The 20992-nt window shown below is 67.1% G+C and carries 26 protein-coding genes; 15 read left to right on the top strand and 11 right to left on the bottom strand.

Translation table 11 applies throughout. The features are described 5' to 3' along the window. Positions 1-82: 82 nt before the first annotated feature. The 7 genes from tatC to ACSC1S_RS17655 all read left to right on the top strand — a co-directional run bounded on the left by tatC (position 83) and on the right by ACSC1S_RS17655 (position 7265). Positions 83-1780, top strand: a complete 1698-nt coding sequence (gene tatC / locus ACSC1S_RS17685; protein ID WP_435365433.1) for a twin-arginine translocase subunit TatC — start codon at positions 83-85, stop codon at positions 1778-1780. A 65-nt stretch (positions 1781-1845) separates the two neighbouring features. Continuing rightward, positions 1846-2472, top strand: coding sequence for a histidine phosphatase family protein (locus tag ACSC1S_RS17680; protein ID WP_435365432.1), 627 nt, complete (start codon positions 1846-1848; stop codon positions 2470-2472). Between the two features lie 213 nt (positions 2473-2685). Continuing rightward, positions 2686-4656: a MutS-related protein gene (locus tag ACSC1S_RS17675; RefSeq protein ID WP_435365431.1), complete on the top strand. Its 1971-nt coding sequence runs from the start codon at positions 2686-2688 to the stop codon at positions 4654-4656. Positions 4657-4741: 85 nt separating this feature from the next. Beyond that, positions 4742-4900 carry a DUF1059 domain-containing protein gene (locus ACSC1S_RS17670; protein WP_435365430.1) on the top strand — a complete coding sequence of 53 codons (159 nt, stop codon included), beginning with the start codon at positions 4742-4744 and terminating at the stop codon, positions 4898-4900. A 142-nt stretch (positions 4901-5042) separates the two neighbouring features. After that, positions 5043-5207: a DUF1059 domain-containing protein gene (locus tag ACSC1S_RS17665; RefSeq protein ID WP_261649363.1), complete on the top strand. Its 165-nt coding sequence runs from the start codon at positions 5043-5045 to the stop codon at positions 5205-5207. 105 nt (positions 5208-5312) lie between these two features. Continuing rightward, entirely contained in the window at positions 5313-6443 is a 1131-nt protein-coding gene (locus tag ACSC1S_RS17660; protein WP_435320107.1) for an ORC1-type DNA replication protein, read from the top strand. 90 nt (positions 6444-6533) lie between these two features. Further along, positions 6534-7265, top strand: a complete 732-nt coding sequence (locus tag ACSC1S_RS17655) for a CPBP family intramembrane glutamic endopeptidase (protein WP_435365429.1) — start codon at positions 6534-6536, stop codon at positions 7263-7265. A gap of 322 nt (positions 7266-7587) precedes the next feature. On the opposite strand, the gene ACSC1S_RS17650 is transcribed toward ACSC1S_RS17655, so the two are convergent. The 3 genes from ACSC1S_RS17650 to ACSC1S_RS17640 form a co-directional block, all read right to left on the bottom strand. Next, positions 7588-8289 carry an SDR family NAD(P)-dependent oxidoreductase gene (locus tag ACSC1S_RS17650; protein WP_435365428.1) on the bottom strand — a complete coding sequence of 234 codons (702 nt, stop codon included), beginning with the start codon at positions 8287-8289 and terminating at the stop codon, positions 7588-7590. A gap of 208 nt (positions 8290-8497) precedes the next feature. Further along, positions 8498-9739: an ABC transporter permease gene (locus ACSC1S_RS17645; RefSeq protein ID WP_435365427.1), complete on the bottom strand. Its 1242-nt coding sequence runs from the start codon at positions 9737-9739 to the stop codon at positions 8498-8500. Then, positions 9736-10449: an ABC transporter ATP-binding protein gene (locus tag ACSC1S_RS17640; RefSeq protein ID WP_435320103.1), complete on the bottom strand. Its 714-nt coding sequence runs from the start codon at positions 10447-10449 to the stop codon at positions 9736-9738. Before ACSC1S_RS17640 ends, ACSC1S_RS17645 begins: the two co-directional genes overlap by 4 nt. 123 nt (positions 10450-10572) lie before the next feature. Here ACSC1S_RS17640 and rpiA point away from each other — a divergent pair, with 123 nt between their 5' ends. Then, the gene (gene rpiA, locus ACSC1S_RS17635; RefSeq protein WP_435365426.1) at positions 10573-11259 is read left to right on the top strand and encodes a ribose-5-phosphate isomerase RpiA; all 687 of its coding nucleotides are present in this window, start codon (positions 10573-10575) and stop codon (positions 11257-11259) included. A gap of 58 nt (positions 11260-11317) precedes the next feature. Here rpiA and ACSC1S_RS17630 read toward each other — a convergent pair whose 3' ends face one another. After that, positions 11318-11485, bottom strand: coding sequence for a DUF1931 family protein (locus tag ACSC1S_RS17630; protein ID WP_261649355.1), 168 nt, complete (start codon positions 11483-11485; stop codon positions 11318-11320). A 510-nt stretch (positions 11486-11995) separates the two neighbouring features. Here ACSC1S_RS17630 and ACSC1S_RS17625 point away from each other — a divergent pair. Then, positions 11996-12145, top strand: a complete 150-nt coding sequence (locus tag ACSC1S_RS17625) for a DUF7563 family protein (protein WP_435320101.1) — start codon at positions 11996-11998, stop codon at positions 12143-12145. Positions 12146-12226: 81 nt separating this feature from the next. After that, positions 12227-12481, top strand: coding sequence for a GIY-YIG nuclease family protein (locus ACSC1S_RS17620; RefSeq protein WP_261649354.1), 255 nt, complete (start codon positions 12227-12229; stop codon positions 12479-12481). Here ACSC1S_RS17620 and ACSC1S_RS17615 read toward each other — a convergent pair. From ACSC1S_RS17615 to ACSC1S_RS17605, 3 genes are all read right to left on the bottom strand, one after another. Then, positions 12459-13181: an ATP-grasp domain-containing protein gene (locus tag ACSC1S_RS17615; RefSeq protein ID WP_435365425.1), complete on the bottom strand. Its 723-nt coding sequence runs from the start codon at positions 13179-13181 to the stop codon at positions 12459-12461. The genes ACSC1S_RS17620 and ACSC1S_RS17615 overlap by 23 nt on opposite strands. Before the next feature lie 56 nt (positions 13182-13237). Then, positions 13238-13825, bottom strand: a complete 588-nt coding sequence (locus ACSC1S_RS17610; protein ID WP_435365424.1) for an NADPH-dependent FMN reductase — start codon at positions 13823-13825, stop codon at positions 13238-13240. An 87-nt stretch (positions 13826-13912) separates the two neighbouring features. Further along, complete coding sequence (locus tag ACSC1S_RS17605) at positions 13913-14509, bottom strand: OsmC family protein (RefSeq protein ID WP_435365423.1); 597 nt, start codon at positions 14507-14509, stop codon at positions 13913-13915. A 508-nt stretch (positions 14510-15017) separates the two neighbouring features. On the opposite strand from ACSC1S_RS17605, the gene ACSC1S_RS17600 reads away from it, so the two are divergent. Genes ACSC1S_RS17600 through ACSC1S_RS17590 form a run of 3 tightly spaced genes read left to right on the top strand, consistent with a single transcriptional unit; the run spans position 15018 to position 16918 of the window. After that, on the top strand, positions 15018-16394 hold the full coding sequence (locus ACSC1S_RS17600; RefSeq protein ID WP_435365422.1) for a phosphoglucomutase/phosphomannomutase family protein: 1377 nt from the start codon (positions 15018-15020) through the stop codon (positions 16392-16394). 44 nt (positions 16395-16438) lie between these two features. Next, positions 16439-16723 (top strand): DUF8066 domain-containing protein, encoded by a 285-nt coding sequence (locus ACSC1S_RS17595; RefSeq protein WP_435365421.1) that lies wholly within the window; start codon positions 16439-16441, stop codon positions 16721-16723. A 33-nt stretch (positions 16724-16756) separates the two neighbouring features. Continuing rightward, on the top strand, positions 16757-16918 hold the full coding sequence (locus tag ACSC1S_RS17590) for a hypothetical protein (protein ID WP_435365420.1): 162 nt from the start codon (positions 16757-16759) through the stop codon (positions 16916-16918). Between the two features lie 6 nt (positions 16919-16924). Here ACSC1S_RS17590 and ACSC1S_RS17585 read toward each other — a convergent pair whose 3' ends face one another. Genes ACSC1S_RS17585 through ACSC1S_RS17570 form a run of 4 tightly spaced genes read right to left on the bottom strand, consistent with a single transcriptional unit; the run spans position 16925 to position 19142 of the window. After that, positions 16925-17290, bottom strand: a complete 366-nt coding sequence (locus ACSC1S_RS17585) for a GNAT family N-acetyltransferase (protein ID WP_435365419.1) — start codon at positions 17288-17290, stop codon at positions 16925-16927. Then, a complete protein-coding gene (locus tag ACSC1S_RS17580) occupies positions 17277-17771 on the bottom strand; it encodes a peroxiredoxin family protein (protein ID WP_435365418.1) in 495 nt (164 codons plus the stop codon). The genes ACSC1S_RS17585 and ACSC1S_RS17580 overlap by 14 nt, the downstream gene beginning before the upstream one ends. Then, positions 17772-17969, bottom strand: coding sequence for a ubiquitin-like small modifier protein SAMP2 (gene samp2 / locus ACSC1S_RS17575; protein ID WP_261649341.1), 198 nt, complete (start codon positions 17967-17969; stop codon positions 17772-17774). A 48-nt stretch (positions 17970-18017) separates the two neighbouring features. Next, positions 18018-19142 carry a bactofilin family protein gene (locus ACSC1S_RS17570; RefSeq protein ID WP_435365417.1) on the bottom strand — a complete coding sequence of 375 codons (1125 nt, stop codon included), beginning with the start codon at positions 19140-19142 and terminating at the stop codon, positions 18018-18020. A gap of 124 nt (positions 19143-19266) precedes the next feature. Here ACSC1S_RS17570 and ACSC1S_RS17565 point away from each other — a divergent pair, with 124 nt between their 5' ends. Next, positions 19267-20247, top strand: a complete 981-nt coding sequence (locus ACSC1S_RS17565) for a replication factor C small subunit (protein WP_435365416.1) — start codon at positions 19267-19269, stop codon at positions 20245-20247. 141 nt (positions 20248-20388) lie between these two features. Then, positions 20389-20985, top strand: a complete 597-nt coding sequence (locus ACSC1S_RS17560; RefSeq protein WP_435365415.1) for a response regulator — start codon at positions 20389-20391, stop codon at positions 20983-20985. The last annotated feature ends 7 nt before the right edge of the window (positions 20986-20992 follow it).

Genomic DNA, 20992 nt, shown 5'->3' with positions numbered 1-20992 from the left:
CGCCCGGAGGGAGCGAAACTACGCCGACGACGCCCCGGTAAGAAAAAGGTCTATAACGCGCGGGCCGACTACTCTCCCGTAGATGGCGGACGAGTCTGAAGAGTCCGGGCTATCCAAGGTCGACGACGAGGAGTCCCGACCGGAACCGCCCGAGACCGAGCCGGCGGAGCACGAACCGAGCGCGCCGCCCGCGGCCGACGACGCCGACGCGCCCGAGAAGGAGGGCCCGACCGGCGGGGAACCCGAGGTGCCGGACCAGTTCCAGCACGTCGACGACGCTCCCGACAGCGGTGACGCGGACGCGCCAGCCGACGGCACGGACCACCCGGTCGAGGACGACGCGCCAGCCGACGGCACGGACCACCCGGTCGAGGACGACGCGCCAGCCGACGGCACGGACCACCCGGTCGAGGACGACGCGCCGTACGGCGTCACCGACCCGACCGACGTGACCGAGAACCCGCCGCAGGCAGACGCAGACGGTGGCGAGGACGTGCCCGTCGGACACGCCACCGGTGCGGCTCGGCCGGCGGCCGAGTCGACCGTCGACGACGACTCGTTCACCGAACCCGACTTCGGCTACGACGAAGCCGCAGACGACTTCGAACGCCCACCGGACGACGAGGAGATGCCGCTCGCGGTCCACATCGAGGAGATGGTCAGCCGCCTCGGCATCGTCATCATCGCGGCGGCCGCCGCCACCGCGCTCTCCATCTTCGCCTCGGAGGCGATCATCACGACGATGTGGTTCGACCTCCTGCCCTCGGCGGGCGAACTGACACGGCCGCGTGTCTACGCCCCCCTCGAGTTCATCCTGACGAAGATCAAGGTCGCGAGCCTCTCCGGTATCGTGGTCGCGCTGCCGCTGTTCGTGTACGAATCCTACCTGTTCATGCGCCCCGGGCTCTACCCGAAAGAGCGCCGGTACTACCTCGCGTCCGTCCCGACGAGTCTCATCCTCGCGGTCGCCGGGATGGCCTTCGCGTACTTCCTCGTGTTGCCCGCGCTGTTCGAGTACTTCCTGTACTACACCGAGGGCTCCGCGGAGATCGCGTTCGCGCTCTCGGACACGTTCAACCTCATCATCACGCTGATGGCGTTCCAGGCCATCGTCTTCCAGATTCCGCTGTTCATCATGCTCGCTATCATGATGGGCGTGACGAGCCGGCGCTGGCTGGAATCCAAGCGCATCCTGTTCTGGGGTGCGTTCGTCGCCATCGCGTTCGTGTTCGCACCGGACCCGACGGGGATGGCCCCCATCATCATCGCGCTGTCGATGGTCGTCCTGTTCGAGGGGACGCTGTTGCTCCTGCGGTGGACCGACAGCTCCTCGCCGATTCCGACCGCCGAGGAGATGGGCGAACGTCGCCCGTACATCTGGCTGCTCATCGGTATCTTCGGCTACGCCGCCAGCGCAGCCCCGGTCCCGAACGGCTACTACCAGCAGCTCCCCGCGGTGGTCACGGAGAACCTGGCGACGCTCGGCTTCGGGAACGCCACGCCGTTCCTGCTCAGCGGGGCGGCCGTGTTCGTCTACGAGCTCGTGGCGTACGTCAACAAGAACTACTACGGTAGCGTGAAGCTCTGGCGCGCCCTCCGGAAGGGCCGCCCGGCCGTGTGGCTCACCGCCGTCCTGGCGGGCTACCTCGGCACGCAGAACTCGCTGCTGGCACGGGTCATGACCGACGTGGCGCTGCCACAGACGCAGGCCATCGTGCTCACGGTCGGCCTCGTGGTGCTGTTCGAGGCCTCGCTGTTCTTCGCCAAGCGGCGGGCGTAAGCCGGCCGCGGTTTTCGGTTCGCGAACCCGGTAAACACTTCTCGCACCCGTCCCGAGTCGCCAGCATGAGTGCCGACGACGCGACGGTCGTCCTCGCCCGCCACGGCGAGACGATGTGGAACCACGAGCGACGCATCCAGGGCTGGGCACCGGCACCCCTGAACGAGACGGGGCGCGAGCAGGCCCGCGCGCTGGGCGCACATCTGGCCGAGCGGTACGACGTGGACCGGCTGGTCGCCTCGGACCTTCGGCGCACGAAGGAGACGGCACGGCTGGTCAACCGGTCCCTGCAGGTCGACGTGGCCTTCGACCCGAACTGGCGCGAGCGCGACTTCGGCATCTATCAGGGCATGGGCTACGAGGCGCTGTTCGAGGGCTACCCGGAGTTCGCGGTGGGCGAGACGGGCATCGCGGCCGCGGCGGCGGAGCCCGAAGGCGGGGAGACGCTGCTCGAGGCGCGCGAGCGGGTGCTCGACGGCTGGCGCGCGGTCGTCGATTCACTCGCGCGAGCCGAGACGGTCGTCGTCGTGACACACGGCGGACCGCTGTACGTCCTGCTCGGGCACCTGCGGGGACGGGACCTCGTGGCCGCGCTCACCGAGCACAGCCAGGGGAACTGCGCGGTCACCGAGGTACAGGTGCGAGATGGCGCGCAGACGGTCGTCCGCGAGGGCGACGTGTCGTACCGGTGAACGGCCCGAATCCAGCTCAGGCCACCGAAAAGAGCGCGCCGTCTATCGCGACGCCGAAGACGATGGCGAGGGCTATCAGGAAGAGCCCGAGTCCCACGAGCCGGAGAATCGGCCCGTATCGCCGTCGGTTCATGGTGGAGATACGTCGGTTCAGGGTTAAAAGCGTCGTGGCGGGCGGGAACTTTTTGCTGGCCCCGCAAATAGAGACGGCCAATGGAGCTCTCGGCGATTCCCGGCGTGGGCGAGAAGACAGCCGACGCGCTGGCGCAACTCGACGACCCGGAGACGGCGCTACAGACGGGTGACGTCGCGATACTCGCACAGGCACCGGGCATCTCGGAGGGACGCGCCGCCCGCATCGCCCGGGCGGCCATTCGGCAGGAACACGACGACCCCGGCGGGTTCCTCGCGACGACCCGCGCCCGCGAGGTGTACGAGGCGATGCTCGACCGGCTGCGCGAGCGGACCGTCACCGACTACGCGGCCAAGCGCGTGGCGACCTTCTACCCGAGCGCCGCCGCGTCCCGCATCGAGGAGGTGCAGGCGTTCACCGAGGGAGCGATGGCGCGCGACCCCGACGAGGCCGTGCTCGACGCGCTCTCCGGGGTGGAGCCGCTGGACCCGCCGCGGGACGTGACGGTCCGGGACCGCTGTCTGGCGACGACCGACGCCGAGACCTACTCGAAGGCCAGGGACGAGATTCCCGAACTGCCCGTCGAGGTGGTCGAGGACGCCCGCGGGCTGGCCGAACTCGCGCGGGCCTACTCGACGGTCATCGCGCTCGACGAGACCTTCGCCGGCATCGACGTGGAGGGCGACGTGCGGGTCGAACCGGATGCGCTGGAGAACCCGAGCGAGATCGTCCCCGAGCGCGTGCTGGCCTTCTTCGCCACGAACCGCGACCGGCTCCGAGCCGCCGTCGCCGTCACCCGCGAATCGAGCCTGGAGCCGGCCGCCGACCTCGAGACGCTCGAATCCGCGCTGGACCGACTCGACGACGCGGGCGGCATCACGGGCGACGCGGAGGTCGACCGACTCGCCACCGCCATCGACGACCTTGATTCGGCCGTGAGCATGTCCGAGAACGTCGCCAACGACCGGTTACGCGAGGCCATCCAGGAGAAAGACGTGACCATCGAGGGCGCGGACCTGCTCTCGCTGGTCGAACGTGGTGCCGGCGTGGACTCGCTTCTCTCTCGGGAACTCGCCGACGAGTACGCCGCCGCGGTCGACGCGGCCCGCGACCACCTCGTGGATGCCCTCTCGCTCGACGCGGGTGAGGCCGAGGTCGCCCGGCGTGCCTTCGGCGACGAGCCGACGTACCCCGTCGACCACGAGGAACAGGCCATCTCGCGGCTGCGTGAGGACCTGAAGGCGGCGAAGGAGCGCCGCGAGACCCGGCTGAAGCGCGAACTCGCGGCCGACCTCGCCGACCAGCGGCCGGACGCCGAGGCGCTGGTCAGGAACGCGCTGGAACTCGACGTGGAGCTCGCTATTGCGCGGTTCGCCCGCGACTTCGACTGCACGATGCCCGCGTTCGGCGGCGACGGCTTCGCCATCGACGCCGGGCGGTCGCCCCTGCTCGACGTCCCCATCGACGCGGTCGACCCGGTCGACTACGACGTGGCCGGCGTCGCGCTCCTCTCGGGCGTGAACTCCGGTGGGAAGACCTCGACGCTCGACCTCGTCGCCGCGGTCGTCGTCCTCGCGCACATGGGGCTGCCCGTTCCGGCCGACGAGGTCCGCCTGCAGCGCTTCGCCGACCTGCACTACCACGCGAAGACCCAGGGCACCCTCGACGCCGGGGCGTTCGAATCGACGGTTCGGGAGTTCGCCGGGCTGGCCGAGGGCGGCGCGGACTCGCTCGTGCTGGTGGACGAACTCGAATCCATCACCGAGCCGGGGGCCTCGGCGAAGATCATCGCGGGCATCCTCGAAGCCCTGCACGAGAACGGGTCGACCGCGGTGTTCGTCTCCCACCTCGCCGGGGAGATACGGGAGATGGCCGACTTCGCGGTGACCATCGACGGCATCGAGGCGGTCGGGCTGGAGGACGGCGAACTCGTCGTGAACCGCTCGCCCGTCAAGGACCACCTCGCGCGTTCGACCCCGGAACTCATCGTCGAGAAGCTCGCGGGCGAGGCCGAGACCGACTTCTACGACCGGCTACTGGAGAAGTTCTGAGCGGGCGAATCTCAGGGTTTCCGGCACTAACCACGCGTTACTTATCTCGATCTAGCGGGTACTCGCCCTGTTTGAGGTTATTCCCATGCCATACGAGTTCCGCTGCCAGAAACACGGCTGCCCGTTCGTCGTCCAGCGAACAGACGACGAGGAAATCCTCGCAATCGCGACCCAGCATACGGCCGAGGTCCACGGGATGGCCATCGACCGCGGCGTCGTCGAAGACGCGCTGGACGTGCTCTGACACCGCGGCTCTCGACCGAGTGCCGGCCGGCCGGAGGCCAGCGACCGGTCCGGTGCTGTCGTCGAATCAGACGGTATCTCGACGGTGACTCTCCTCGCTAGCGGGACAATCGGTTATACCGCGCAGCACGTTAACAGGCGACATGGTACAAGAGTTCAGCTGCAGCGTCGAGGACTGTCATTTCACCATCCACTCGGACAACGACGACGAGATCGTCTCGATGGTCCGCAAGCACGCCCAGGACGTCCACGGCATGAGCATGAACGCCGGGCAGATCAAGAGCAACATCAAGAAACTGCAGGCCTGACCCGGCCGCAGATCACGCCGACAGGAACTCGTTTTTTCGAGACACGAACACGTCTGACTGACGTCTGCCGAAGACCTAAGTAGTCTGCGAGGCTGGGTGAAAGTAATGGCTGGGGACCCTCCGGACGAGGGGATGTTGTCGTGGGACGAATCCGTCTTCCGCAACGAACGCGTCTTCGAGATCGACTACGTCCCCGAGACGTTCGAACACCGCGAGAGCCAGATGCAGAGCTTACAGTACGTCCTGCGTCCGGCCGTCCGCGGCTCGCGTCCGCTCAACGCCGTCGTCCGCGGTCCACCCGGCACCGGCAAGACGACCGGCGTCCAGAAGCTCTTCTCCGAGCTCCAGGCCGAGACCAGCGACGTGCGCACGGTACGCGTGAACTGCCAGATGAACGCGACCCGGTACTCCGTGTTCTCGCGGCTGTTCGAGGGGATGTTCGACTACGAACCCCCGGCGTCGGGCATCTCGTTCAAGAAGCTGTTCGGCCAGGTCACCGAGAAGCTGGTCGAACAGGAGGAGGTCCTCGTCGTCGCGCTCGACGACGTGAACTACCTGTTCTACGAGGGCGAGGCCTCCGACACCCTCTACTCGCTGTTGCGCGCCCACGAGGAGCACTCGGGAGCCCGCATCGGCGTCGTCGTCGTCTCCTCGGACCCGAACCTCGACGTGATGGACGAACTCGACACCCGCGTCCAGTCGGTGTTCCGCCCCGAGGACATCTACTTCCCGCCGTACGACCAGCACGAGATCGTCGACATCCTGCGCGAACGCATCGAGCGCGGCTTCCAGGAGGGCGTCGTCTCGACGATGGTCCTCGACGACGTGGCCGCGAAGACCGCAGAGAGCGGTGACCTGCGAGTCGGCATCGACCTGCTCCGGCGCGCCGGCCTGAACGCCGAGATGCGCGCCTCGAAGACCGTCGAACTCGAGGACGTCGAGAAGGCCTACGAGAAGTCGAAGTTCGTCCACCTCTCGCGCTCGCTCGACGGACTGAGCGACTCCGAGCGCACCCTCGTCGAGGTCATCGCCGAGATGGAGGGCGAACAGGCCGGGACCGTCTACGAGACGTTCCACGAGCGCTCCGGGCTGGGCTACACCAGGTACTCGGAGATCGTCAACAAGCTCGACGACCTCGGCATCATCGACACCGAATACGCCGACGTGGAAGGCCGCGGGCGCTCGCGCGAACTCAACCTCGCCTACGACGCCGACGCCGTCCTCGACCGGCTCTGAGGCGGGCGATTCTCGCCGGCCGAAACTCCCGAATTCCCCCGAATACTGAGGGCTGCTTCCCCTTTTCGCTGATGCACACGTAATTTCGGTATGGATACTGTCCGGACACGTCGCCAGGTGGGTGCGACCATCGCCGGGGCCGGCCTCGCCGTCGCGGGCGTCATGGCCTCTGCGCTGGCGACCGTTCCCGTCGTCGCCTTCCTCGCGCTCGACGCGGACGACCTGACCCTGCCGATCTACGCGGTCCTGTTCGTCGTGGGGTACATCGGGCTGACGCTGGTCGGCGTCGCCTACCTGACGCTCACGGGCCGGGGCTGGCACTTCCTCGACCTGAAACCGCTCGACCGTGAGAGCCTCAAAGCCGTCGTCGGGTTCACCGTCCTCGCGGTGTCTTTCGTCGTCGTCGTCGGCATCCTCACCACCGTCACCAGCCTGGAGACCAGCGAGAACGTCAACCTCGCGCCCGGCCTCGCGGGGAACACGGACTACCTGCTCCTGCTCGTCCTCGTCGCCCTGCTGGTCAACGGCCCCGCCGAGGAGTTCCTCTTTCGCAACGTCATCCAGAAGTCGCTGTATCGTGTGTTCTCCCGGCGCGCCGCCATCGTCGTCACGAGTCTCATCTTCGCGCTCGTCCACATCCCCGCGTTCTGGACGACGAACTACGGCGCGCTGGCGACCTCGCTCTCGGTCATCTTCGTCGGCTCGCTGGTGTTCGGGACCGCCTACGCCAAGACCGAGAGCCTGACCGTCGTGGCGCTGGTTCACGGGCTGTTCAACGCCATCCAGATTCTGATGCTGTACCTGGTGTTGACGTTCGGGTGAGTGAGCGTTCGGGTGAGTGAGCGTTCGGGTGAGTGAGCGGCCGTGTTCGGTTTCCTTCTTGGTGGCCACGAAACGTGACCGTCGCCAGCAGAACGAGTGATGGGCGAGCAGTTCACTCGCGCCGATGGCAATGGAGACCGCACCGCCCCCGCACAGCACCGCAGCCACAGCCTCCCCAGCCGACTGCGCGCTTCCTTCCGCTACACTCCGTTTCGCTCCAGTCCAGTGCTCATCCCTCGCGCAGCTGTGACTCGCGGCCTTCGGCACGCGAGCCAGCGCACGCCGGAGTGAAAATCGAGGGGTCGAGGGGAGACGCGCTGCTTCAGAACTCCTCGACGTGCGGGCGCAGATCCAGTTCGAGCGTCCACGCCGACCGGTCCTGTTCGACGAGGTGCCAGTAGCTCTCCGCGATGGCGTCGGGGTCGAGGTACTCTTCCGGGTTCTCGACCTCGCGCTCGGGGTGGAGGATACCGCCGTCGATGACGACGTGGGCGACGTGAACGCCTTCGGGGCCGAGTTCGCGCGCCATCGATTCCGCGAGGCCGCGGGCCCCGAACTTGGCCGCGGAGAAGGCGACCGAGCCCTTCCGGCCCCGGATCGAGGTGGTCGCGCCGGTGAAGATGACGGTCCCGCCGTCGCCGGCTCGCATGTCCGCGACGGCTTCCTTCGAGCAGTGGAGTGCGCCGGTCACGCCCACGTCGAGGGCCTGCTGGAACTCGTCGTGCGAGACCTCGGAGAGGCCCTTCCAGGGTGCGGCGCTGGCGTGGTTGACGAGGACGTCGACCGGGCCGAACTCGTCTCTGACGGCCGCGAACCCAGCGCGGATCTGCTCGGGGTCGGTGAGGTCGGTCGGGACCGCGAGCGCGTCGCCGGGCGTCTCCTCGCGGAGGTCGGCCGCGAGGTCCTCGATGTAGTCGGCAGAACGGGCGAACAGGCCGACCGAGCAGCCCTCGGCGGCGAACTTCCTGGCGAGCGACGCGCCGAGGCCGGGGCCGACGCCGGCGATGACGGCAGTGCGTGGCATGTGGTCTCACCGGTTGGTCGCGCGGTGGGTTAGGTATGGGTGAAGCGGTCGGCGTTGCTGGTGCGTGGTTCCACGACGAGACCGCGTGCGCTCGATTGAAAGAGTGAAGCAGGATGTTCTCGGTATCCTACGTCGAAAACGTCCCGCTTCACTCGACCGTGGGTCACACGCACGGAAAAGGGCGTCGTCCCGCCCGGGACCGGCTATCTCACTCGTACCGGAGCGCGTCGATGGGGTCGGTCCGGGCCGCACTCCACGCCGGGTAGAGTCCGGCGAGCACGCCGACCAGAATCCCCACCCCGACCGCGATGCCGAACCACTCGACGGGGTACGTGAGCGGGATGTCGATGTACTGCGCGCCGAGGTAGCCCGCGGCGAGGCCGAGCAGGGTCCCCAGGACCGAGCCGATGATGCCGATGACCACCGCCTCGGTGATGAACAGGGCGATGATGTCGCGCTTTTGCGCGCCGACGGCCTTCATGATGCCTATCTCGCGGGTTCGCTCGGTGACGGAGACGAGCATGATGTTGGCGATGCCGATGCTCCCCACGAGCAGCGAGAGCGCGGCGATGCCGATGACGAACGCCTGGAGCTGGCCCAGGATGGCTTCGAGCTGGCCGAGCAGTTCCGTGCTGGTCTGGAGCTGGTAGGTGAGCTCGTCACCCGCCAACTCCTCGGCGTCGGACTGGTCACTGTCGAGGTAGCCCCGGACCTGCTCCTTGGCGGTCTCGACCTGGCCGACGCCCGTGGCCTCGACGACGACCGCCGAGAACCGCGGCGTCTCGACCGCCTGCGAGACGAGTTCGGTGTAGTACGGGTTGATGGGGACGTACACCCGCGGCGACGGGTTGAAGCCCTCGAACGGCGAGCGCGAGTCGGAGGTCTTCGTGATGCCGACGACGGTCGCGGTTATCTGCTGGCCGCCGAGGAGGGTCACGGTGATGTTGTCCCCGACGGTGACGTTCTCCTCGAACGCCCCGGCCATCGCGGGGTTGAGGACGGCCTCACGGGCACCCATCTCGAAGCGTCTGCCCTCGGCTATCTCGTCCTCGTCGACGTACTCCGTCCCGGTGGCGACCACCCCGTCCTGTCTGGGGATGCGTTGCCCGTCGTGGTTCACGGTCTGGGCGGGTAAGGGCGTGTAGCCGTAGGCCGCAGAGACCGCCTCTAGCTTCTCCAGTTCGGCGGTGTCACGTTCGGTGAACACCGGTTGGGCCCCCGAGAGTGGGCCCTGGTTGGAGCTGTTCTCCGGGGCCGCCCAGGCGTAGACGTTGCGCTGGTCGTCGGGGCTGACCTCGCCGATGATGCCGGCCTGCAGGGAGGCCCCGAGCGTGACGAAGGTGATGACGGCGGCGACACCGATGACGACCCCGAGCGTGGTCAGGGTCGACCGGAGCTTGTGTGAGCGGATGGCCCGCCACGACATCCGGAAGCCAGTGAGGGGATTCACTGCTCGACCTCGGCCAGCTCCTCGACGGATTCGATCTGCCCGTCGACGATGTTGATGACGCGCTCGGCGTGCTCGGCGATGTTGCGCTCGTGCGTGACCATCATGACCGTGTTCCCCTCGGCGTGGAGCTCCTCGAAGAGGCCCATGATCTGCTCGCCGGTCGTGGTGTCGAGGTTACCGGTCGGCTCGTCGGCGAGGATGATGGCCGGGTCCGACACCAGTGCCCGGGCGATGGCGACGCGCTGGCGCTGGCCCCCCGAGAGTTCGTTCGGGACGTGGTCGAGGCGGTCGCCCAGCCCGACACGTTCGAGGATGTCGGCGGCCTGCTCGCGGCGTTCGTCGCCGCCGATACCGCGGAAGACGAGCGGGAGCGCGACATTCTCGAGGGCGGTCATGCGGGGCATGAGGTTGAACGTCTGGAAGACGAAGCCGACCTCCTCCCCCCGGATTCGGGTGCGTTCGCGGTCGCCCATGGCGGTGACCTCCTCCCCGTTGACGAACACCTGGCCCTCGGTCGGGGTGTCGAGACAGCCGATGACGTTCATCAGCGTGGACTTCCCCGACCCGCTGGGACCCATGACGGCGGTGTAGGACCCCCGCGGGATGTCGAGTGACACCCCGTCGAGGGCGTGGACGGGCTCTCCGACCTGGTAGGTCTTCCGTACGTCTGTGAGACGGACGGCTGGCCCATCGGTGGCAGCAGAATGCATACTTGTAGGGACACAGGGAACTGAGAAAAACACTTCGCAGCCGGCACCGAACTCCGTATGACTCCGGTTGCCAGCGGACTCGACGACGAAACTGATTACTCGATTCGGGGTGCATCCGGCCACATGAAGAACACGAGCGGCACCACCGAACAGAAGCGTCGCGCCGGCGAAAGTGCGGCCGACCTCGTCGCGGACGGGATGGTCGTCGGCCTCGGAACCGGCTCGACGGCGGCCCACGCCATCGAGGCGCTCGGGCAGGCGGTCGATGCCGGCCTCGACATCGAGGGCATCCCGACCTCCTTCCAGTCGCGCCAGCTCGCACTGGACCACGGGATTCCCCTGACCACGCTCGATGCGGTCGACACCGTCGACATCGCCATCGACGGGGCCGACCAAGTCGCGGGGTTCACGCTGGTCAAGGGCGGCGGGGCGGCCCACGCTCGCGAGAAGATCGTCGACGCGGCCGCGGACCGCTTCGTCGTCGTCGCGGACCCCTCGAAGCTCGCCGACGAGCTGGACTACCCGGTTCCCGTCGAGGTGCTCCCGGACGCGCGGCCGACCGTCGCGGCCGCCATCACCGACCTCGGCGGCGACCCGACGCTCCGGGCGGCCGAACGCAAGGACGGCCCGGTCGTCACCGACAACGGGAACCTCGTCTTCGACTGTGACTTCGGGACCGTCACCGACCCCGCCGCGCTCGCGAGCGACCTGTCAGCACTCCCCGGCGTGGTCGAACACGGCCTCTTCGTCGACCTGGCCGACGAGATACACGTCGGACTCGACGACGGTGTCGACCGACGGACACGGTAGCGAACGGCGCTGTCGCTCCCTGTCCTGAGAGAATGGTTAGAAGTGAAAGCGACCGAGTTTACAGGTCGCGCGGCTGGACCGTCTTCCGGTCGTTCGCCTCGGCGCGTCGGGCTGCGTCCTCGAGGAGCTCAGCGACTTCCTCGTCGAGTGCGTCGTAGAAGTCCGATGCGACGTTCTTGTCCTTGAGCGCTTCCTTCACGGCTGCCTTGACGATGAGGTCTGCCATACGAGCGGTGCTACCCACGCCCCCTTTATAATACTTGCTGTATGTTGCGGTGATAGGCCCTGAGACCGGTGTGTAGCGGGGGTAACCGTCGTGTTGGTTCCAGCGACGTTTCACCCGAAAATCGCAAGACAGCGGGGCTTTCCTGCCCGTTTCGTCGGTCGGAGCGACTCACCACCAGCGCTGGCGGATGGTGCCTCGTTGAGCCATCTGCCTCTCGCCAGCGGGTTCTGGACGGCGTCAGACCGGTCGCGCGCGCCCCACAGCGGCTCACGCGCACCTGTCAGCGCATCTGATTGTCGAGGCGCTCGCCCCTCACCGGGGAATCCCCCAGTTTTCCGATAGAGGAACAACTGTTCTGTTTTCACAAAATAGAGACGGTGGTGGCACCAGGGAAAGCAGAAAGAGGAAAAAATTGCTTTCTCTGTCCCGAATTTGGGTGAGAATCTGGAACAGGTATATGGTGATGTGTTGCCAACCACCGACTACCGGCCGCGACCGCCGGAAACAACCATGCCAACGTGTGATAATTGCGGTGCGCACGTCTCTGAACAGTTCGCCCGCGTCTTCGCCGACGAACACGGACGGATACTCGCCTGTGTGAGCTGCTCGGCGAACGCAGGGATCGCGGAAGAAGCACGGCGACGCGCGCGAACAACGTGATGATGACGTGACGACGCGACGAAGCTGCACCTCAACTACCACGCGAAGCCTTTCTGTACTCGCCGGCCCACGTCTCGCCCAGTGAGTGACCACTACGTCTACGTCCTGGAGTGTGCCGACGGGACGCTGTATACCGGTTACACCACGGACGTCGAGCGACGCGTGGCGGAACACGACGCGGGCGAGGGCGCGAAGTACACCCGTGGCCGGACACCGGTCGAACTCCGCTACGAGGAGTCGTTCGAGTCGAAGTCGGCCGCGATGTCCCGCGAGTACGAGATAAAACAGCTCTCGCGCCGGCAGAAGGAGGCGCTCATTCGAGGAGACTCGCGATAGAGTCGACGATGGGCGCTTCGAGGCCCGTCTCACGGAAACTCGGTGCCGGGTTCACGTCGACCGCGTAGGGCTCCCCCTCGACGTGGATGATATCGACTCCGACGCCGTGGGCCCCCGTCCGGGCCGCCAGCGCCTCGAGCTTGGCCGCGATGGCGGTGTCGGGCTCTCGGTGGCCGAGGACGCGCTTTTTGCCCGTGAGCTTCGACGACGCTTCGAGCACGCGGACGTGATACCGCTCGCCGTCGTCGACGCAGTAGTACTTGTGGTCGATGGGGTCCGCCGGCAGCAGGGGCTGGTAGAAGTCACCCCGTTCGTTCGCCACCGGGGTTCCGTCCCAGCTCCGGAGGGTTTTCGCGACGTACTCGCCCTCGGGTGGTGTGAACGAGACGGGCGGCGTCCGGAACCCGACGGTTTCGAGCGCGTGCAGGCCGACGAGCCGCAGCCCGAAGACGCAGTAGGCGACGAAGTCGTTCCAGGCGGGGACGCCGCGGTCGGCGGCCCGCCGGAGCGTGGTGAACGTCGCCGGCCGGGTCTTCTTCGACACCACGGCGTCCAGCTCGGCCACCGTCGCCCCGTCGAGGGGAATCTCGGGGTCGTAGAAGGTGACGGCCACCCCGCGGTCGCGCAGGCTGTCCGCGACCGCCGCGAACACCGTGTGGTCGGGGGCACAGAGGACTCCAACCCGTGGCTGGTCGGTCATATCGGACGCTACGGCCGCACGCGACAAAAGGAGGGCAGGTCTCCGCGGCCGGCGGCTCAGTCGTCGGCCGTGGCCGGCTCCTCGCAGGCCGTCTCGAATCGCCGGGCAGCCGCGACGACGGCGGCCCCCAGCGACGCGACGCGCTCGGCGATGTCCTCGTCGGTGAAGGCCCGCCCGCCCGGTGCGTCGGGGGCCGACTCGAACTTGTCGTAGGCCGAGCGGATGCCGACCTGCTCGGGAACCACGTGCCCGTGGACCCCGCGGACCGTGCTCCGCATGTGCTCCAGCGTCGGCCCGTAGGAGCCGCCACCGGCGGTCGCGAGCAGGCCGACCACGGTGTCCTCGTAGTCGTCGAAGCTGCAGTAGTCGTGGAAGTTCTTCAGCGCACCCGAGTACGAGCCGTGGTAGACCGGCGAACCGAGGATGACGGCGTCCGCCTCCCGGACCTGCCGGACGTATTCACCTGCGCCCTGGTCGTCCTCGTCCGGGTCGAACATCGGGAGGGCGGCCTCCCGCAGGTCGAGGAGGTCGGTCTCGGCTCCCGCGGTCTCGGCCGCGGCGAGTGCGTGCAACAGGGCGGTTCTCGTGTAACTCGTCTCGCGGAGGCTCCCGCTGACCGCGAGGACCGTCGGCGTACCACTCATCGTCGGTTCTCAGCCCCGGGCGCGTAAAAATTCGTCAGTTTAGGCGGTGATACGTTCGTCTGGCCAACAGAACTGGGGGCGGCCCGGTCAGGTCGCGACGTGGACCGTCGGCTTCGCCGGGTGCGCCCCGGTCAGGAGGGTGAACACGGGCGAGCGCTTCGGGAACGTCTTGATGCGCTCGATGTCGGCCTCGCTGAGGTCGGTCCCGGTCACCTGGACCTCGATGTCGAGGTCGCCGAGCATCTCGCTGGCCCGGTCCTCGTCGTGGATACCGAGCAGGACGCGCGGGTCGAACGGGACGGAGACGCTCGTCGTCACGTCCTCGACGGCGATGCCCTCGCGCATGGCGTTGAGCTGGACCGTCCCGTTGATGCAGGCCGTGAGGCCCGCGAGCGCGAGTTCGACGGCCTCGCAGCGGTCCATGGGGTCGGTGAATCCCATCGCGTCTTCCATCTCGGCCGGCAGGCCGACCTCGATGGTGTACTCGCGGTCTGCGCCCTTGGCCTCGTCACCCATGACGAACTCGCCGATGGTCGCCTCGGTGTGGACCGCCACGTCCTCGGTCGTGCCCGTCGCGCTGAACTCGATGGTCGCGGCGGCGGGGTTCGCTTCGACCCAGTCGACGAACGCGTCGTGGGTCGGCTGGTCGATTCCCTGTACGTGCTGTGTCTTCTCGACTGGCATGGTTGGAGGATTCCGTGCAGGAGATACGACGCGCGAATCGATAAGCCGTCTCGCGGGGAGTTGGGATATCCGGGTGGAAGTAAAGTTATTTGAGCGTGTACGCGCAACTGACACGTGTAGGATACAGAGACGGGTAGTCTGTGTGAAAAACGCAAAACGAAGGGCCGACGGTCGTGCCAGCGACCGACGGTATCACTCGGACTGCTCGTCAGACGATGCGAACACCGCAACGGCGATCAGAATCCAGCCGGATTCCAGCCCCTGTGCCAGCAGGGAGACACCGCCCGATGCGAGTGTTACGCGGAGGCCCTTTCCGATTCTTACTCACCTCCGCCGGTTCGTTGTTTAGCGACGCAGAGCGGTGTGCGTCGTCGCCCCGAGGCGGGACTCGCGCCGCTCTATGGCGCTAATGGTAATATCGAACGGGCGGGTTAAAGTCCTGTTCGTACCGGAGTGAAAGTGAACGCCGTCGGTGGGATTTATCGCCCGGGCATGTCATGGACCGCACATGGACGCCATCTCATTCGGGACCGACGGCTGGCGAGCGACACTCGACGAGTTCACCGCGCCGCGCGTCCGGATGGTCGGACAGGCAGTTGCGACGTACCTCCGCGACGAGGGCCGTGGCGGCGAGACGGTCGCGGTTGGCTACGACGCCCGGGAGTCCTCCCCCGGGTTCGCCGAGGAACTCGCCCGGGTGCTGTGTGCGAACGGGTTCGACGTGGTCCTCCCGGACCGCGACCGCCCGACCCCACTCACGGCGTGGCAGATTCGCCACCGCGACCTCGCGGGTGCCCTGATGCTCACCGCGAGCCACAACCCGCCGGAGTACAACGGTGTGAAGTTCATCCCCGACGACGCCGCCCCCGCCCTTCCGGAAGTTACGGATGCTATCGAGGAGCGCCTCGCGGAACCAGACCCGCTTCCCGAGGACGAGCATGGGTCCGTCCAGAAGGTCGACTTCGTACCCCCGCACTTCGAGCATTCGCGCGACCTCGTCCCCGACGACCTCTCCGGACTCACGGTCGTCTACGACGCGATGCACGGCTCCGGCCGGGACACGACCGACCGCCTGCTCGAAGAGGCCGGGGCGACCGTCGAGCGAATCCGCTGTGAGACCGACCCCGAGTTCGGCGGCACCCCGCCGGAACCGAGCGCGGAGAACCTCGAGGAACTCGTGGAGACGGTCCGGGAGACCGACGCCGACCTCGGTATCGCCAACGACGGCGACGCCGACCGCATCGCCGTGGTCACCCCAGAACGAGGCTTCCTCGACGAGAACCTCTTCTTCGCGGCGACCTACGACTACCTGCTCGAATCGAAGGAAGGGCCCGTGGTCCGAACCGTCTCGACCACCTTCCTGCTGGACCGCATCGCCGAGGCCCACGGGCAAGAGGTCGTCGAGACGCCGGTCGGCTTCAAGTGGGTCGCCCAGGCCATGCAGGAACACGACTCGCTGATGGCCGGCGAGGAGTCGGGCGGGTTCACCGTCCGCGGCCACATCCCCGAGAAGGACGGCGTGTTCATGGCGCTGCTCGCCGCCGCGGTGGCCCACGAGAAACCGTACGACGAGCGCGTCGACGCCCTGCTCGCGGAACACGGCGAGATCGTCCAGAGCAAGGTGAGCGTGGACTGCCCCGACAGCGAGAAAGCGCGCGTCATCGACGAACTCGGCGACGAGATTCCCGACGCCGTCGCTGGCGAAGCCGTGGCCGACGTGGTCACCAAGGACGGGTTCAAGCTCCTGCTCGAAGACGGCTCGTGGGTGCTCGTTCGCCCGAGCGGGACCGAACCGAAGATGCGGGTGTACGCCGAGGCGAGCAGTCAGGAGCGCGTCGAGGCGCTGCTGGCCGACGGAAAGGAACTGGTCGACGCGCTGGTCTGAGCGAGAACCGAACCTTTTTCAGTTTTCCGACATAAATTCGGGGTATGCCTTCCAGAGCCCAGAAAGTCGGTGTCGGAGTGGTCGTCATTCTCGTGCTCGGCTACGCCATCATCACCCGGAACATCCTGTTCGGTCTGTTCCTCGCCACGATTCCGGTCGGGTTCTATCTCGCGTACCTGACGCTGCAACTGTTTCGCCGCTTCGTCGTCGCCCTCGAGCGAATCGCCGACAGTATCGAGAACTCGCCCGGGAACACCCAGATTCGAACTGACGGGTCGGCCGACGAGGACCGCGAGGTCTCGGAACTGTTCGACGGACCAGCCCGCTGAAAGCTTATCCGGCCGGCGGCAGCACCGACAGCCATGCCCAGTCAGAACGTCATCGACGCGGCCTACCTGGTGGTCATCGCCATCGCCATCTTCGTCGGACTGGTCGAGGACGCCATCGTCTTCGCGCTGATGTTCGCCCTCGCGTTGCGCTTCCTGCTGGTCGCCGAACGCATCGAGACACACCTGCGAGACTGACCGCCGTCACTCCAGGACGCCCCAGAGTCGCCCGTCTCGCTCTCGAATCTCGAACCCGAGCGCCTCGTAGAACGGCCGGACATCGGAATCGAACGCGGCCGTGAGCCGGTCGCCGCGCTGGCTCGCTTTATCCACCAGCGCCGACCCGATACCCTGTCCCCGTCGCCGCCGCCGGACCGCGATGGCGTCGACGTGCAACCCCCCTGGTTTCGGGTCGAGAATCACCGCGCCGAGGAGCCGATTGTCCTCGACCGCGACCAGCGCGTCACCCCGGTCGATGGCGTCTGCGACCGCGCCGGTCTGGAGCATCGCGGCGTCGAGGATTCCCTCGACCGTCTCGCGTTCCCCGGGGCGTGCCTCACGGACTCGCATCGTCTCGCTGCGCGTCGATTTCGGCCAGTATCTCGTCGATGTCGGGCCGGTCGAACGTCGATTTTCCTGCATGGGACCAGACGATTTCGGGCTCCTCGCCCCGGGTGTCGAGCAGCACGGCCTCGGGCATCCGGCCGAAGAAGTCGCTGAATCTGCCTAAAATCCCGTAGCGGACTGGCTGGTCGTAGGCGTCGCCGGTGGCCGCCCCGGCGTCCGCGAGCAGGGGGTAGGGCAGGTCGTAGCTGTCCTGCCAGTCCTGGACCTTCTCGCGGGGTTCGGGGACGATGGAGACCACTTCGGTGTTCCGAGCCGCGAACTCCCCGTACCGGTCTTTCACCTGCTGGACCTGCTTCCGGCAGTTGATGCAGTGGTAGTCGCGCTGGAACAGCAAGAGGACGAAGTCGTGGTCGGTCGCGAGGGAAGCAAGTGAGCAGGGATCCGGCCCCGGGCCGACGTTCGGCAGCGAGAACTCTTCGGGCATCTACCCGCCCTTGATGAGCCGCAACACGGTTACCTCGGGCGATGCGACGGGCTGGTCCTCCGGGACGGGCCGGCCGTCCACGAGGACGCTCACCTCGTGCGGGCTCAGGTCGAGCTCGCGCAGGAGGTCGGCGTAGGTCGGGTCCGGGAGGTCCAGTTCGTGGGTCCCCTCGCCCTTGACGTCCACGGTGACCTGCATGGCCGGCCCTTGCCGGGCCGCAGGCCTAAGCGTGTCGTTGCTCGGTGTTCAGGCCGGCGGGACGCCACCGATACCCGAATCGTCGCCCGCCTCGGTCGACTCTTCGTCAACCGCCGGTGCCTCACGGTCCCGGCCGCGGCCGAACTCCTCGGAGAGTACCAGCGCGAGCGCGCCGAGCCCGAGCAGGAACACGGCGAAGTTCGCGAGGTCACCGACCCAGCTCAGCAGGTTGAACAGGGCACCGACCAGGAGCCCGACGACCAGCGCCAGCCAGCGGTTGTCGCCGCCGGCCTTCGCGACCAGCCAGGTCCCGACCGCGAAGCGGCCGTAGATGACCGCCACCCACGCCGCGAGGGCGAACAGGCCCGCCCCGACCAGCGTGAGGGGGATGCCGATGATGGTCAGCGCGACGAGGACGAGCGCGACCGGGATGGCGAGCAGGGCCAACAGCCCGACACCGCCGCTCTTTGCCGGCTCGCCGAGGGCCGTCTCCGACACCCGCCGGGAGAACCCGGGCAGGACGAGCAGGAGTATGGCACCGACCACGAGATTCACGAGGAACCCGTAGACGGCGAAGACGCCCTCGAAGAACTCCTCGGCGACGCCGATGCTGAACTCGGAGCTCCCGATGGAGTCGTCCTGGACGACCGCACCGGCGATGCTGGCCTGGTCGAGCCCGACCAGTTCCTCGGCGTCGTAGCGGAACTCACCGCCGACGACGGCCGTGTCGGTCAGGCGGATGACGTCCGCGCCGAGTTCGACGTTCCCCTGGATCTCGCCCGCGATGGTCGCGTCGGCCGCGCCAGCAGCGAGGTTCCCGGCGATGACGGCACCTTCGAGCACCCGGAGGGTGGCGGTCCCGGCGTTCACGTTCCCGTCGACGCGCCCGGCGATGTGGATGCTCGCGGCGGCGACGTTCACGTCACCCGTGACGACCCCGGTGTCCTCGATGCGGACGTCGGCGGCCGCCCCGTTCAGGTCACCTTGCACGGTCCCGCGGACGACGACCGTCGCCCCGACCACGTCGAGGCCCCGAACTGTCTCGCCCTCCTCGACGACGAAGGTGCCGGCGACGACCTGCTCTGCCGCGACGACGCCCGGCATCGACCCGAGCACGACCAGCATCGTGACAAGCAGTACGACAAATCTCTTTCTGGCGACGGTGAATCTCATGTGTACTCATTCGCCGTTTGAGGAGAAATACACATACGATGATTTACAAAAACTGAGAAGCACGTCACGAGGGCGCACGGAGAGTCTCGGGGGCTTTATGAACTGGCCAGCCTTCCGTTCGCTCATGAGCGAGGCCGACGAGACCGGCGCACGACCCGGGGGGCGCAACGAGGTCTGGATCGAGAAGTACCGGCCGGACTCCCTGGACGACGTGGTCGGGCACGAGGACATCATCGGACGCCTGCAGAGCTACATCTCGAAGGACGAACTACCCCATCTCATGTTCGCGGGGCCGGCCGGCGTCGGGAAGACGGCTTCGGCCGTGTCCATCGCGAAGGAGATATACGGCGACGAGTGGCGCGAGAACTTCCTCGAACTGAACGCCTCCGACCAGCGCGGTATCGACGTGGTCCGCGACCGCATCAAGAACTTCGCGCGGACCTCCTTCGGCGGCTACGACTACCGCATCATCTTCCTCGACGAGGCCGACGCACTGACCTCGGACGCCCAGTCCGCGCTGCGCCGGACGATGGAGCAGTTCTCGAACAACACGCGGTTCATCCTCTCGTGTAACTACTCCAACCAGATCATCGACCCCATCCAGTCGCGGTGTGCCGTCTTCCGGTTCACGCAACTGGCGGACGAGGCGGTCGCCAAGCAGGTCCGTTACATCGCCGGCGAGGAGGACATTCCCCTCACCGACGAGGGCGTCGACGCGCTCGTCTACGCGGCCGACGGCGACATGCGCAAGGCCATCAACGCCTTGCAGGCCGCCTCCGTCATGGGCGACGAGGTGTCCGAGGAGACCGTCTACGCCATCACCGCCACGGCGCGGCCGGAGGAGGTCGAGGCGATGGTCACCGACGCCATCGCGGGCGACTTCATCGCGGCCCGGGCGAAGCTCGACGAACTGCTGACCGAGCGCGGACTGGCCGGCGGCGACATCATCGACCAGCTCCACCGGTCGGCGTGGGAGTTCGACCTCTCCGAGGAGGCCGCGGTCCGTCTGATGGACCGCGTCGGCGAGGCCGACTTCCGCATCACCCAGGGTGCAAGCGAACGGGTCCAGCTCGAGGCGCTGCTGGCATCGCTGGCGCTCGAGTAGGCCCATCGGTCCCGACTGGGACTACCGGAGGAACGTATTTTCGAGGCTGCGGTTCCCATATATCAACCAGCCCAGCGTGTCAGCGGCCACGACATTTATACGAAAGAACAGCATCGATTTGGATGGTTTCGGGAGGACAGCATGACCGACGACACCACAGAGGTCCTCATCGTCGAGGACAACACGGAGCTGGCGAGCCTCTACGTCTCCTGGTTAGGTGACCGATGGAGCGTACGCAGTGTAACAGACGGTGCGTCCGCCATCGAGGCCGTCACAGCGGCGACGGACATCGTCGTCCTCGACCGTCGGTTACCGGGCATCTCGGGCGACGAGGTGCTCGAGCAGGTTCGGGCTGCCGGCTACGACTGCCAGGTCGTCATCGTCACCGCCGTCGAACCCGACTTCGACATCGTCGAGATGGGCTTCGACGACTACCTCGTCAAACCCGTCGACAAGCCGACGCTGAACCGGTGTGTCACCCGGCTCAACCGGCGGTCCGCCTACGACGAGGAGCTCCGGACCTACTACTCGCAGGTGACCAAGAAGGCCGTCCTCGAAGCACGCAAGCCGCAGGCCGAACTCGAGAACAGCGACGAGTACATCTCGCTGACCGAGCGCGTCGAACAGCAGGCCAACCGGGCAGACGGCCTGCTCGACGAGCTGCTCACCGAGACGACCGACCACACCTACCTCTTTCACGGGTTGCTCGGGTCGCACTCGGGCGCAGCTTCGAACTGAGCCACGC

It is taken from the genome of Haloarchaeobius pelagicus, from assembly GCF_051207375.1.
In the GTDB taxonomy this organism is placed as follows: domain Archaea; phylum Halobacteriota; class Halobacteria; order Halobacteriales; family Natrialbaceae; genus Haloarchaeobius.
Note: the sequence above shows the minus strand (reverse complement) of the source record. Positions and strands in the feature narration are given on the sequence as shown.